Raw genomic sequence first — 13,202 nt, 5'->3', positions numbered from 1 at the left:
CCCACCTTCTCACTCCATCACCAGCGCCACGCGCCCGATCGCTTTGCGCTCGATCAACAATCGCATCGCCTTCGCATACTCTTCCAGCGGCAGGCGGTGCGAGACGTTGGGCCGCAGCTTGCCCTCCTCGGCCCATGTCAGCAGCGCCTTCAGACGCGCCTCGCCAAGCGCGGGATTTTTCCGCACCGCTTCGCCGGCGCGCACGCCAAGTACACTGGCGCCTTTGATCAGCAACAGATTGGTCTTGGCCGAACCGATGCCGCCGGTAAAGCCGATCACCAGGAGCCGCGCGCCCCAGGCGATGCAGCGCATCGAATTCTCGAACACCTCGCCGCCGACGGGATCGAACACGACGTCGGCTCCGCGACCGTCGGTGATGCGCTTGACGGCGTCGCGGAACGGCTCGCGGTCGTAGCGGATAAGATGATCGGCGCCGCGGGATTTTGCGATGGCAAGCTTCTCGTCGCTGGAAGCGGTCGCGATCACGGTCGCGCCCAGCATCTTGCCGATCTCGACGGCAGCAAGGCCGACGCCCCCGCCGGCGCCATGCACCAGCAGCACCTCGCCCGGCTGGACTCGACCGCGGTCGATCAGCGCGTGATAGGCAGTGCCATGCCCGGCGAGATAAGTCGCAGCTTCCGCATAGTCGAACGTCGATGGCATCGGCGTGAGCTGCGACGGCGTCACCACGGCTTCATCCGTGAAGGCGCCGTGCCGCATCTTGACGATGACCTTGGCGCCGACGGCGACGCCGCTCGCCTCTGCGCCCACCTCGGTCACGTCGCCGGCCGCCTCCATACCCGGCGTGAACGGCAGCTCCGGCTTGAGCTGGTATTCGCCGGCCGCCATCAGCACGTCGGGAAAATTCAAGCCAGCGGCGCGGATCGCGACCCGCACTTCGCTCGGCTTCAGGTCGTGCGACGGAAACTCCTCCAGCCGCAACGTTTCGGGCGCGCCGAGCGCCCGGCAGACGACAGCCCGCACCATCAGGCCGCGCTCGCCTTGCGGCGCAGGATCGCCTCACGGATCAGCGGCAGGCGGTCGTTGCCGAAATACATGTCGGTCTTGCCAACGAAGATCGTCGGCGAGCCGAAGCCGCCGCGGGCTACGACCTCTTCGGTGTTGGCCTTGAGCTGGTCCTTGATCGGCTGCCCGGAAATGCCCGCGAAGAATTTCTGCTCGTCGACGCCGACCTTCCTGCAGATGTCGGCGAGCACTGCGTCCTGCGAGATATCCTTGTCCTCGCCCCAATAGGCCTCGAACACCGCCATGGCGAAAGGCACCGATTCCTGCCCGAGCCAGATGCAGCCGCGCATCGCTTTCACACTGTTCACCGGAAACACCGTCGGCGGCATCTTGATCGACAGGCCGGCCGAGCGCGTCCAGTCGGCAAGGTCCTTTTTCATGTAGCGCGCCTTCAGCGGCACCGGCGTCTCGCGCTGCGCATAGACGCTCGGATTGACCGTGTTGAAGATGCCGCCGACCAGGATCGGCCGCCAGATGATCTCCGCGCCGAGTTCTTTGGCGAGCGGCTGGATGTTGTGGAAGGCGAGATAGGTCCAGGGGCTGGAACAGTCGAAGAAGAACTCGATCATGGCGTTTCCGGTCCGGCGTCGCAGGTTTCAAGGCGACTTTTGTTGTTCTGTACCTCGACGTTAAGACATGGCAGGAAGGGGCGCAACACAACCCGCCGGGAGGGCCGCCATGCTGTTTCCAACCACGATCGCCGGCTCCTTGCCGAAGCCGGAATGGCTCGCCGAGCCCAACATGCTCTGGGCGCCATGGAAGTCGCAAGGCGACGAGCTCGTCCGCGCCAAGCACGATGCGACCATGCTTGCCGTCAAAGTCCAGGAGGACGCCGGCATCGACATCGTCACCGAGGGCGAGCAGGCCCGACAGCATTTCGTCCACGGTTTTCTGGAGAAGATCGAGGGCATCGATTTTGCCCACAAGGTCGAGATGGGCATCCGCAAGGATCGCTACAAGGCGATGGTGCCGCAGGTGGTCGCCCCGCTCCGGCTGAAGAGCCGCGTCCACGCCGATGAGGCGCGCGTCGCGCGGATGCATACAAAGAAGAAGCTCAAGTTCACCCTGCCCGGCCCGATGACCATCATCGACACCATTGCCGATCGCTACTATGACGACCGCGTCAAGATGGCCTTTGCGTTCGCCGAACTCCTGAACGAGGAAGCCAAGGCGCTCCAGGCCGACGGCGTCGATCTCGTGCAGTTCGACGAGCCCGCCTTCAACGTCTACATGGACGAGGTCAACGACTGGGGCATCAAGGCGCTGGAGCGCGCGGCGCAAGGCCTGACCTGCGCCACCGCCGTGCACATCTGCTACGGCTACGGCATCAAGGCCAACACCGACTGGAAGGAGACGCTCGGCGCGCAATGGCGGCAGTATGAGCAGATCTTTCCTGCGATCGACGCCAGCCCTATCCAGCAGGTCGCGATCGAATGCCGCAATTCGAAGGTGCCGCTCGATCTCCTCGCGCTGCTCAAGAACAAGATCGTGCAGGCCGGTGTGATCGATGTCGCCAGCGACACGGTGGAGACCGCCGAGGACGTCGTGCAGGTGATCGACGCTGTGTCGAAATTCGTACCCAAGAGCAACATCATCGCCACCACCAATTGCGGCATGGCGCCGATGCGGCGGGAGATCGCCGAAGCCAAGTTGATGGCGCTCGGTGCCGGTGCCGCCCTGGCACGCGAGAAGCTCGGATGATGACGGTGATCCGGACGGCGCTCGTCGTCGCAACAGTTGCGGCGATCACCGCGTCTGCGCGCGCGGAGGATCGCTCCGTGCTCCTTGGCTGCAAGGCGATGGTGGAGCGCGCATCGCGAGATGCGAATGCCGCGAGCGAAGTCGAGCTGACCCGGTGCCGCCAGGTGATCCGCGAATGGGCATTGCGCGATGCGCGGACAAATGTGGATGAAGAAGGCAGGCCGCTCCGCTAATCCAGGGCGGTGGGATGCAGCAGCAACTGATATCCGGCACTGAGCGCGCGCAGTGTGGACGGGGGCGTCAGCAGCATCGGGCTCGCCAGCTCACCCGTAGCGCGGACGTAGCCGGCAGGCGACCACGTTAGCGCTCGTCCCTGTATCACCAGAAAACTCTCTTCGCCCTGCTGCACCATCGCGCCGTCAGGCAATTCTGCGAGGGGCGCAGGCAGCGGGTGCAAGCGCTTGCGATCATGATCCAGACGTTCCAGGTGCAGTTGGGCATCAATCTCCTTCGCACGCGCGTTGCTCACGCCGTTGCCCGTCTCCCACGCCGCGCGAAAACGCTTGGCGTCGTCGCGGCGGCAGAAGAAGCAGGGACGGTGACCCGCGGCAAAGGCCGTGGCCTCGTCGAGAAAGAACAGCTCGGTCCAGCTCCGCCGCGCCATCACCGGCCGCCGCCAGCCGCGGAATTCACACAGGCAAACGATCCAGGCCGGCGACGACCAGCGCTTCCTCAGCAGCGTCTTCGTCGCGGGATCGTGGATGATGCCGCGGTTGCCGGTGAACAGGCCGCGGTGCGGTGTGGCAATGATCTCGCCGGTCGGCGTGACGCGGTTTTGCAGGGGCATCGATGGCTCCGACCGTCATTGCGAGGAGCGAAGCGACGAAGCAATCCAGACTATTTCCGCGGATACATTCCTGGATTGCTTCGCTTCGCTCGCAATGACGGGGATAGTCACGCCGCCCCGTCGCGGAGCGGCGGGTGATAGGACAGCGCTGTGTCCCACGGGAAGAATATCCAGGTGTCCTGCGAGACTTCGGTGATGAAGGTGTCGACCAAGGGACGTCCTTTCGGCTTGGCGTAGACGGTTGCGAAATGCGCATCGGGAAGCATCGCGCGCACCAGCTTGCCGGTCTTGCCGGTATCGACGAGATCGTCGACGATCAGGAGCCCCTTGCCGGTGCCGCCGCCGAGTTTCATCGCCGCATCTGAAATGCCCTTGAGGACCTGCAAGTCACCCTGCTTGTCGTGGTCGTAGCTGGCGATGCAGACCGTGTCGATCACGCGCACGCCGAGCTCGCGCGCGACGATCGCGGCCGGCACCAGGCCGCCGCGCGTGATCGCGATCACCGCGTGGAACGGGCCGACCTCGTTGAGCCGCCAGGTCAACGCCCGGCAGTCCCGATGGAACTGGTCCCACGAGACAGGGAAAGCCTTGCCTGCGCGTTCCTGCGCGCTCAGTTCCGGTGCATCACCAGCCATTGTCGTCTCCTAATTCGTCTGCCGGCAGCTAGCGGGTGATATTCAATCCCGCCAGCATTTCCTTCACCGCCACCATCGCTGCCGCCAGCTTGTCCGCGTCGCGCGAGCGCACCACCAGGTTCGTGTTTGGCTTCTGCTCTTCATCCATGAAGGGATAGCTGCCGATGATGGTGTCGGGGTGCTCGGCGGCAATCACTCGCAGTGGGCTGCCGATGTCACCCTCACGCGCATTGGCGCGGACCGATTCGGAAAGCATGCGCACGCCCGATTTCAGCTTGGGCGAGACGATGTCCATCATCGCCTGCATGATCGAGGGCACGCCGGCCATCACGATCACATTGCCGATCTTGAAGCCGGGGGCGAGGATGGTCGCGCTCTGGATCAACTCCGCACCGTCGGGAATGCGGGCCATGCGCAGGCGGGCCTCGTTGAGATCCTGCTCGCTCCATCGCTCGCGGAAACGGGCGACCACCTCCGGGTGATGGTCGATGCCGACGCCGAACGCCTTGGCGACGCTGTCGGCGGTGATGTCGTCGTGGGTCGGGCCAATGCCGCCGGTGGTGAAGACATAGGTGTAGCGATGCCGCAGTGCATCCAACGCGGCAATGATGTCGGGCTCGTCGTCGGAGACGACCCGGACCTCCTTCAGGTCGATGCCGATATTGGTCAGGTATTCGGCGATGAAGCCGATATTCTTGTCCTTGGTCCGGCCGGACAGGATCTCGTCCCCAATAACCAGAATGCCCGCCGTGACGATCTCGCTCATAAACTATCCCTCACTTTTAGGGCCGACTTTGCCGAGGTAACGCGTTGAAGTCACGCGCTTTTGCTGCCGAAATAAGCAGTCCTCAGCCATTTTTTCAGGCAAGCCGCCGGCCATCCCCGGCAAATGTCCTCTGCCCATGCTTATCGCGCTGGCCCGACCCTTGCTACCGCATGAAAGTCATGCACTCTTGCCGCATGGCCAGGACGTTGCGGTCTCCATCAAGGCCTGACGACCTGTCGAATGGCGCAACGCCTTGCGGAGACAAGTCGGGATCTATGGCACTCGCGTTTGATGAAATGAACATTCCCGGTGGGGACCTTCGCCCCGCCTATCAGGAGCTGGCACGCTGGCTCAAGGAGACGCCTCCCGAGGCGCTCGAATATCGCCGCCAGGAGGCCGAGCTCCTCTTCCGCCGCATCGGCATTACCTTCGCGGTCTACGGCGATACCGAGTCCACCGAACGCCTGATCCCGTTTGACGTGATCCCGCGGATCATGTCCGGCAAGGAATGGGCGCTGCTCGAGAAGGGCCTGAAGCAGCGGGTGCGCGCGCTTAACATGTTCCTGCGCGACATCTATCACGGCCGTGACATCCTCCGCGCCGAGGTCGTGCCCGACGACCTCATCTTTCAGAACCCGGTCTTCCGGCCCGAGATGAACGGCCAGCAGGTGCCGCACGACGTCTACGTGCACATCGCCGGCATCGACATCGTCCGGGTCGATGCAGAGGACTTCATCGTGCTGGAGGACAATGCGCGCACGCCCTCGGGCGTGTCGTACATGCTGGAAAACCGCGAGATCATGATGCGGCTGTTTCCGGACCTGTTCGCCCGCCACAGAGTGGCGCCGGTCGAGCGCTATCCGGACGAGTTGCTGTCCGCCCTGCGCTCCGTGGCGCCGCAAAGCGCCTCCGGCGAGCCGACCGTCGCGCTGCTTACCCCTGGCGTTTACAACTCGGCCTATTACGAGCACTCCTTCCTCGCCGACAAGCTCGGCATCGAGCTGGTCGAGGGCCGCGACCTCATCGTCAAGAACAACGAAGTGTTCATGCGGACGACCGAAGGCGTGAAGCGCGTTGACGTGATCTACCGTCGCGTCGACGACGACTACCTCGATCCCCTCACCTTCCGCCCCGACTCCGCGCTCGGCGTGCCCGGACTGATGTCGGCCTATGCGGCCGGCAACATCACGCTTGCCAACGCGGTCGGCACCGGGATCGCCGATGACAAGGCGATCTACTCCTACATGCCGGACATCGTAAAATTCTATCTCGGCGAGGAGCCGATCCTGAAGAACGTGCCGACCTGGCGCTGCCGCGAGCCGAAGGATCTCGCCTATGTGCTGGACCATCTGAACGAACTCGTCGTGAAGGAGGTGCACGGCTCCGGCGGCTACGGCATGCTGATCGGTCCTGCCGCGACCAAGGCGACGATCGAAGCCTTCCGCGAAAAGCTCAAGCGCGAGCCCGAGGGCTTCATTGCGCAGCCGACGCTGGCGCTCTCGACCTGCCCGACCTGCACGGCCTCCGGCCTTGCGCCGCGCCACGTGGACCTGCGGCCGTTCGTGCTCACCGGCAGCAAGAGCACCACGATCGTGCCGGGCGGGCTAACACGCGTTGCGCTGAAGGAAGGCTCCCTGGTGGTGAATTCGAGCCAGGGCGGCGGCACCAAAGACACCTGGATTCTGGACGAGTAGAGAGATGCTGTCGCGCACCGCCGAAAACCTCTATTGGCTCGCCCGCTACGTCGAACGGGCCGAGTATCTCGCGCGCACCATCGATGCGACGCTGCGCGTCACCGCGCTTCCCGCCGCCTATATCGGCAAGACCAACGAATGGGACTCCGCGCTGCTCACCGCCGGCGTCGCAGCAAGCTTCTATCAACAGTATGAAGAAGCCAACGAGCACAACGTCGTCGATTATCTCTCGTTCTCGGCGGACAATCCGTCCTCGATCAGGAACTGCATCGAGGCGGCGCGGCTGAATTCCCGCTCGGTGCGCACAGCGCTGACGAGCGAGATGTGGGACACCATCAACTCGGCCTGGATCGAATTGCAGGAGGTCTGGAGCAGAGGAACCTCCACGCGCGAGGATCTCGCAAAATTCCTGCGCTTCGTGCAGGAGACCTCGCTGCGCTTCGACGGCTCGGCCTACCGGACCATGCTGCGCAACGACGCCTACTGGTTCTCGCGGATGGGCCTGCATCTCGAACGCGCCGACAACACCGCGCGCATTCTCGACGTGAAATATCATGTACTGTTGCCCGAGGAGGAGCATGTCGGCGGCCCGCTCGATTTCTACCAGTGGACCTCGATCCTGCGCTCGGTCTCGGCGCTGACGGCCTATCACTGGGTCTATCGCGAGACGCTAAAACCCTGGCTGATCGCGGATTTGCTCATCCTCAACGACTCGCTGCCGCGTTCGCTTGCAAGCTGCTACGGCAATCTCGTGCGCAATCTCGACCAGATCGGCGTCGCCTATGGCCGCCAGGGCCCCGCCCAGCGCCATGCCCGCGGCATCCGCAACCGGCTGGAACACAGCAATATGAACGACATTTTCCAGCATGGCGTGCATGAATTCATTCAGGAATTCATCGCGGACAATGCCAGGCTGGGCGAAATCATCACGAAGCAGTATTTGATCTGATGTCCCCCGGCTGACGAAAACGGGATATCGTCATGGCCGGGCTTGCCTCGGCCATCCACGTTCCTGCTTTCGCGCGCGAAGACAAGCCCGGCCATGACGAGCTTCTTCGCAGTAGGCAGTCGGGTCTAACCACTAACTTCACGGTCCACCATGCGCCTGCGAATCCTGCACACCACGACCTATCGCTACGAGCCGGAGGCCACGAGCGTCATCCAGATCCTGCGCATGACGCCCGGCAGCCACGACGGGCAATATGTGGCGGAGTGGCAGATCGACGTTTCGACCGACACCAAGCTCGACACCCACGAGGACGCATTCGGCAACGTCACCCATGTGCTGTCCTGCGGACCCGTCAGCGACATCAGGATCACCGCCGAGGGCCTGATCGAAACCCATGACACCGGCGGCGTGCTGCGCGGCGCCGATGAGCGCTTTCCGGCAGGTATGTTCTTGCGCGCCACCGACCTCACCACCGTCAATCCGGGGATGAATGCAGTTGCGCGCCAGCTGCGCAGCGAGGCCGAGAGCGACACGCTCGGCTTCCTGCACACGCTGATGACGCAGATCGGCGATCACATGACTTTCGACGAGGACCCGACCAACAGCGGCACGTCAGCGGCGGAAGCGTTCACGCTCAAGCGCGGCGTGTGCCAGGACTACGCGCATATCTTCATCGCCTGCGCTCGCAGCGGCGGCGTGCCTGCGCGGTTCGTCTCCGGCCACTTCCTGCGCTCCGACGGCACGGTGCATCAGGACGCCGGCCATGCCTGGGCGGAGGCTTACGTTGACGGCCTTGGCTGGGTCGGTTTCGACCCCGCCAACAGCATCTGCGCCACCGACGCACATGTCCGCGTCGCGATCGGGCTCGATTATCTCGGCGCCGCCCCCGTGCGCGGCACCCGTTATGGCGGCGGCCCCGAGACGCTGGCGGTGGCCGTGAAGGTCGAGCAGGCCGGCCGAAGCGGCCAGTCGCAATCGCAGTCCCAGCGGCAAAGCTGAGCCGCGCCACCCAAGCCCCTCACCGGCCGACTGCTTTCGGCCCGCCGCCCGCGGGAATCGGGGGTTGGAGCGGCCCTTGAAATTGGCTAGTAATTCCGCGCAAACGCGTTCGGGGACTGGAAATGACCTATTGTTGCGGAATCCTGGTTCGGGACGGTCTGGTGATGATCGCCGACACCCGCACCAATGCCGGCCTCGACAACGTCTCGACCTTCCGCAAGCTCCACATCTTCTCCAATCCCGGCGACCGCATCATGGCGATCGCCAGCGCCGGCAACCTCGCAATCAGCCAATCGGTGCTCTCCACGTTGACCGAAGGCCTCGAAGACCCCAACACGGGCGAGATCGAGACGCTGATGAACGCGCCGACCATGTTCCAGGCGGCCCAGCGCATCGGCCGGGCGATCCGGGCCGTGCACGCGACCGAAGGGCCGGCGCTGAAATCCGAGGACGTGTCCTTCGACGTCTCCTTCCTGTTCGGCGGCCAGATCAAGGGTGCGCGCATGCGCCTGTTCATGGTTTACACCGCGGGTAACTTCATCGAGTGCACCACCGACACGCCCTACTTGCAGATCGGCGAGCACAAATACGGCAAGCCGGTACTCGACCGCGCCATGCATTACGACGTCGAACTCTACGAGGCGCTGAAGACGGGCCTGATCTCGATGGATTCGACCATGCGCTCGAATCTCGGCGTCGGCCTGCCGATCGACGTGCTGGTGGTGCGTGCCGACGCCTGCGAGGCCGATCTCAACCACCGCATCGAGGCGGGCGAGCCCTATTTCCACGATTTGCGCTCGCGCTGGTCTGCGGCCTTGCGCGCCGCGCATCAGAACATTCCGCGGCCGCCCTACAAGAACGAAAAAGAACCCAAAACCTGACAGTTTAAGAGAAAAGGCAGGAAACGATGAGTGAAGCGAAAAAGATCGCAGTGGTGACGGGCGCCGGCACCGGAGTTGGGCGCGCGGCATCGCTGGCGCTGATGAACACCGGCTTCACCGTGGTGCTCGTCGGGCGCCGACTCGACATGCTCGAGGAGACCGCGAAGCTTGGCCCCGCGGGGAAAAGCCTCTGCGTCACCGCCGACATGACCAAGCCGGACTCGATTGCCGCGCTGTTCGCCAAGGTGAAGGACACCTATGGCCGGCTCGACGTCCTCTTCAATAATGCCGGCATGGGCGCACCGCCGGTGAATTTCGAGGATCTGACCCTCGAACAGTGGCAAGCGGTGGTGAACACCAACCTCACCGGCCCGTTCCTGTGCACCCAGCACGCCTTCCGTATCATGAAGGACCAGAGCCCCCGCGGCGGCCGCGTCATCAACAACGGGTCGATCTCGGCGCATGCGCCGCGGCCGTTCTCGGCCGCCTACACCTCGACCAAGCACGCCATCACCGGCCTCACCAAGGCTTCTAACCTTGACGGCCGCATGTACGACATCGCGGTCGGCCAGGTCGACATCGGTAACGCCGCCACCCCCATGACCGATCGCATGGTCAACGGCCCCGGCGTGCTGCAGCCCGACGGCACGTCGAAGCAGGAGCCGCGCATGGACGCGAAGGCGGTCGGCGATGCCGTTGCCTACATGGCCGGCCTGCCGCTCGACGCCAACGTGCTGACCATGACTGTCATGGCCACCAAGATGCCATTCGTCGGACGGGGCTAACCAAAAATCTCGAAAACAACCCCATGCACAGTAAGCGCGCAGCGGCGCCCTATTGATTCATCTGCGCTATTTCCGCAGTTGTCATTGCGAGCGAAGCGAAGCAATCCAGTATCCCTCCGGGGCAACAATCTGGATTGCTTCGTCGCAAGGGCCTCCTCGCAATGACGAGAGGAGAGAGCTCCCGCCCTACTCCAAACTCTCCACCTGCCGCAGGCTTGGAAACAGCTTCATCCATAGCAGCGCCACTGCGACCGTGCAGACGCCACCGAGAACGGCGGCCGGCATAGCGCCGAACAGTGCGGCGGCGACCCCGCTCTCGAACTGGCCGAGCTGGTTGGAAGCGTTGATGAAGAGGAAGTTCACCGCGCCGACCCGGCCGCGCATCTCGTCGGGGGTCGCGAGCTGCACCAGCGAGAAGCGGATCACGACACTGATCGTATCGGCCGCCCCGAGAATAGCGAGCGCGAGCACCGACAGCCACATCCAGGACGACAGTGCGAACACGATCGTCGCGACGCCGAACACGATCACGGCCTGAAACATGCGCAGGCCCACATGCCGCGAAATGGCGTGCCGCGCCAGCACCATGGTCATCGCCAGCGCGCCGACCGCCGGCGCAGCGCGTAGGATCCCGAGCCCCATCGGACCGGTCTGGAGGATGTCGCGGGCATAGATCGGCAGCAGCGCGGTGACGCCGCCGAACAGCACCGCGAACAGATCGAGCGAGATGGTGCCGAGGATCGCCGGATTGCTGCGGATGAAGCGGACGCCGGCAAAGACATTGTCCGAGTTCGTCCCCTCCTTGGCGATCGCCTGCGGGCGCGGCCGGATGAAGCCGGTCAGGATCATTCCAAAGATCCAGAACAGTACCATCACCGCATAGGCAAGATGCGGCGCGACCGCGTAGGCAAAACCGCCGAGGGCCGGCCCCGTGATGGTCGCGACCTGGGCCGCACCGCTGGAGACGGCGGTGGCGCGCTGCAGCGAGCCCTGCGGCGCGATCGCCGGCAGCAGCGCCGCGGTGGTCGGACTTTCGAAGGCTCCGGCAATGCCGAGCACGAAGGTCGCCACAAAGATCTGCACTTCGCTGACCAAGCCGAGATAGGTGATGACGCCGAGATAGAGCGCGGTCGCGGCTTCCACCAATTGGCAGAGCTGGACGACGCGCTTGCGCTCGTAGCGATCGGCGGCATGGCCGGCGACGAACACCAGCAGCGCTGTGGGCAGGAATTGCACGAGGCCGACCATGCCGAGGTCGAAGGCCGAACCTGTGAGATCGTAGATCTGCCAGCCGATCGCGACCGCCGCGATCTGGCTGGAAAAGCGCGACAGGCTGCGCGAGAGCAGGAAGAACAGGAAGGCGCGGTGAGAGAGGAGCGCGCGGGCGCTGACCGGCGGATTTCCGGATATTGGCTGGTCTGGCATCGCCTCTTCGGTCACGCTCGGACTATCCGGCTCCTGATGTCGACGCGCTCCGCGTGGCTGACGCGGGCCTGCTTGTCAACAGAGGGATGCTCCGACAATCTCCCGGCATTGCGTTTGCAACGCACGGGCGGCCATAATCATCGGGTTTGGGGACATCATGCTGCGGCTGCAATCGGCACTCGGCGTTTTCGCATTGCTGTTGATCGCCTTGGTACTGAGCGAAAATCGCCGCGCAGTCTCGCTGCGCCAGGCGGCGATCGGCCTCGTCGCCACTTTCGTCACCACGATCGTGCTCCTGAAGGTGCCCGTCGTCGCGCGCACCTTCGGTGCCATCAACGATGCCGTGGGCGCGATCTCGACGGCCTCGCGCGCCGGTTCGTCCTTCGTGTTCGGCTATATCGGCGGCGGGCCCCTGCCCTTCGATCTGAAAGTGCCGGGCGCCGATTTCATTCTGGCCTTCCAGGCGCTTCCTATCGTGCTGGTCATGAGCGTGCTGACGACGCTCTTGTTCTATTGGCGCGTGCTGCCGCCAGTCGTGCGCGGCATGGCTTGGCTGCTGGAGCGGACGCTGGGGGTCGGCGGCGCGGTCGGACTCTCGACTGCTGCCAACATCTTTCTCGGCATGGTCGAAGCGCCGCTGTTCGTGCGGCCGTATCTCGTGCAGATGACCCGCAGCGAATTGTTCCTGGTGATGACCGGCGGCATGGCCGGCATCGCCGGCACGGTGCTGGTGCTCTATGCGACGCTCCTTGCTCCCCTCATTCCTGACGCCGCCGCGCATTTCGTCATTGCCTCGGTGCTGGGCGCGCCGGCCGCGATCCTCGTCAGCCTGATCATGGTTCCGGAAACATCCGACAAGCGCACCGGCGGCGCGCTGGAGGATCCCGAGATGGAAGTCTCCGGCACGATGGATGCAATCGTGAAAGGCACCGGCGCGGGGATCGAACTGCTGATCAACATCGTCGCGATGCTGCTGGTGCTTGTCGCGCTGGTCTATCTCGTCAACGCCATCCTCGGCCTGCTGCCGAACGTCGGCGGCGCCGCGATCTCTTTGCAGCGCCTGCTTGGCCTTGTGATGGCGCCGGTGTGCTGGCTGATGGGATTGCCCTGGGATCAGGCCGTCACCGCCGGGAGCCTGATGGGCACCAAGACCGTGCTCAACGAATTGATCGCCTATGTCGACTTCTCAAAGCTGTCGCACGATGCGCTCGATCCGCGCTCGCGGCTGATCATGCTGTACGCGATGTGCGGCTTCGCCAATTTCGCCAGCCTCGGCATCATGATCGGCGGCCTCGGCGTGATGGCGCCGGAACGGCGCAAGGAAATCAACGCGCTCGGGCTCAAGTCGATCGTATCAGGCACGCTGACGACGTGTTTGATGGGCGCGATCGTGGGGGTGCTGACGTGAGGCTGACGTGAGGCTTGCGTGAGGCTTGCGTCCTCATTGCCAGGATGGAGTGCAGCGCAATCCGGACAATACTTCCATGTTAATCT

General features: G+C 64.1%; 14 protein-coding genes. 8 read left to right on the top strand and 6 right to left on the bottom strand.

Annotation, left to right across the window (positions count from 1 at the left end; translation table 11 throughout):
• Positions 1 to 9: 9 nt before the first annotated feature.
• Positions 10 to 987: an NADPH:quinone oxidoreductase family protein gene (locus ABIB06_RS27720; protein ID WP_354046410.1), complete on the bottom strand. Its 978-nt coding sequence runs from the start codon at positions 985 to 987 to the stop codon at positions 10 to 12.
• A complete protein-coding gene (locus ABIB06_RS27715; protein WP_354046408.1) occupies positions 987 to 1,595 on the bottom strand; it encodes a 2-hydroxychromene-2-carboxylate isomerase in 609 nt (202 codons plus the stop codon). The genes ABIB06_RS27720 and ABIB06_RS27715 overlap by 1 nt, the downstream gene beginning before the upstream one ends.
• 109 nt (positions 1,596 to 1,704) lie before the next feature.
• Between ABIB06_RS27715 and ABIB06_RS27710 the strand changes: the two genes are divergently transcribed.
• On the top strand, positions 1,705 to 2,727 hold the full coding sequence (locus ABIB06_RS27710; RefSeq protein ID WP_354046407.1) for a methionine synthase: 1,023 nt from the start codon (positions 1,705 to 1,707) through the stop codon (positions 2,725 to 2,727).
• Positions 2,724 to 2,960, top strand: a complete 237-nt coding sequence (locus tag ABIB06_RS27705) for a hypothetical protein (RefSeq protein ID WP_354046405.1) — start codon at positions 2,724 to 2,726, stop codon at positions 2,958 to 2,960. Before ABIB06_RS27710 ends, ABIB06_RS27705 begins: the two co-directional genes overlap by 4 nt.
• On the opposite strand, the gene ABIB06_RS27700 is transcribed toward ABIB06_RS27705, so the two are convergent.
• From ABIB06_RS27700 to ABIB06_RS27690, 3 genes are all read right to left on the bottom strand, one after another.
• The gene (locus ABIB06_RS27700; RefSeq protein ID WP_354046403.1) at positions 2,957 to 3,574 is read right to left on the bottom strand and encodes a hypothetical protein; all 618 of its coding nucleotides are present in this window, start codon (positions 3,572 to 3,574) and stop codon (positions 2,957 to 2,959) included. The two genes, ABIB06_RS27705 and ABIB06_RS27700, sit on opposite strands and share 4 nt — an antisense overlap.
• A 107-nt stretch (positions 3,575 to 3,681) precedes the next feature.
• Positions 3,682 to 4,209, bottom strand: a complete 528-nt coding sequence (gene gpt, locus ABIB06_RS27695) for a xanthine phosphoribosyltransferase (protein WP_247338869.1) — start codon at positions 4,207 to 4,209, stop codon at positions 3,682 to 3,684.
• Between the two features lie 28 nt (positions 4,210 to 4,237).
• On the bottom strand, positions 4,238 to 4,975 hold the full coding sequence (locus ABIB06_RS27690; RefSeq protein ID WP_247338870.1) for a competence/damage-inducible protein A: 738 nt from the start codon (positions 4,973 to 4,975) through the stop codon (positions 4,238 to 4,240).
• Between the two features lie 275 nt (positions 4,976 to 5,250).
• On the opposite strand from ABIB06_RS27690, the gene ABIB06_RS27685 reads away from it, so the two are divergent.
• The 5 genes from ABIB06_RS27685 (at position 5,251) to ABIB06_RS27665 (ending at position 10,283) form a co-directional block, all read left to right on the top strand.
• Positions 5,251 to 6,669 (top strand): circularly permuted type 2 ATP-grasp protein, encoded by a 1,419-nt coding sequence (locus ABIB06_RS27685; protein WP_247446432.1) that lies wholly within the window; start codon positions 5,251 to 5,253, stop codon positions 6,667 to 6,669.
• A gap of 4 nt (positions 6,670 to 6,673) precedes the next feature.
• Positions 6,674 to 7,618 carry an alpha-E domain-containing protein gene (locus ABIB06_RS27680; protein WP_247338872.1) on the top strand — a complete coding sequence of 315 codons (945 nt, stop codon included), beginning with the start codon at positions 6,674 to 6,676 and terminating at the stop codon, positions 7,616 to 7,618.
• 150 nt (positions 7,619 to 7,768) lie between these two features.
• Positions 7,769 to 8,617 (top strand): transglutaminase family protein, encoded by an 849-nt coding sequence (locus tag ABIB06_RS27675; RefSeq protein ID WP_247338873.1) that lies wholly within the window; start codon positions 7,769 to 7,771, stop codon positions 8,615 to 8,617.
• A 122-nt stretch (positions 8,618 to 8,739) separates the two neighbouring features.
• A complete protein-coding gene (locus tag ABIB06_RS27670) occupies positions 8,740 to 9,498 on the top strand; it encodes a proteasome-type protease (protein ID WP_247338874.1) in 759 nt (252 codons plus the stop codon).
• A 26-nt stretch (positions 9,499 to 9,524) separates the two neighbouring features.
• Positions 9,525 to 10,283, top strand: a complete 759-nt coding sequence (locus ABIB06_RS27665) for an SDR family oxidoreductase (protein WP_247338875.1) — start codon at positions 9,525 to 9,527, stop codon at positions 10,281 to 10,283.
• 186 nt (positions 10,284 to 10,469) lie between these two features.
• On the opposite strand, the gene ABIB06_RS27660 is transcribed toward ABIB06_RS27665, so the two are convergent.
• Positions 10,470 to 11,708: an MFS transporter gene (locus tag ABIB06_RS27660; RefSeq protein WP_354046399.1), complete on the bottom strand. Its 1,239-nt coding sequence runs from the start codon at positions 11,706 to 11,708 to the stop codon at positions 10,470 to 10,472.
• Between the two features lie 157 nt (positions 11,709 to 11,865).
• Between ABIB06_RS27660 and ABIB06_RS27655 the strand changes: the two genes are divergently transcribed.
• Positions 11,866 to 13,116, top strand: a complete 1,251-nt coding sequence (locus ABIB06_RS27655; RefSeq protein ID WP_354069491.1) for a NupC/NupG family nucleoside CNT transporter — start codon at positions 11,866 to 11,868, stop codon at positions 13,114 to 13,116.
• Positions 13,117 to 13,202 lie beyond the last annotated feature (86 nt).

The organism is Bradyrhizobium sp. LB8.2 (assembly GCF_040548035.1).
In the GTDB taxonomy this organism is placed as follows: Bacteria; Pseudomonadota; Alphaproteobacteria; order Rhizobiales; family Xanthobacteraceae; genus Bradyrhizobium.
The sequence above is the reverse complement of the archived record's forward strand: the minus strand, read 5'-3'. Positions and strand labels throughout refer to the sequence as shown.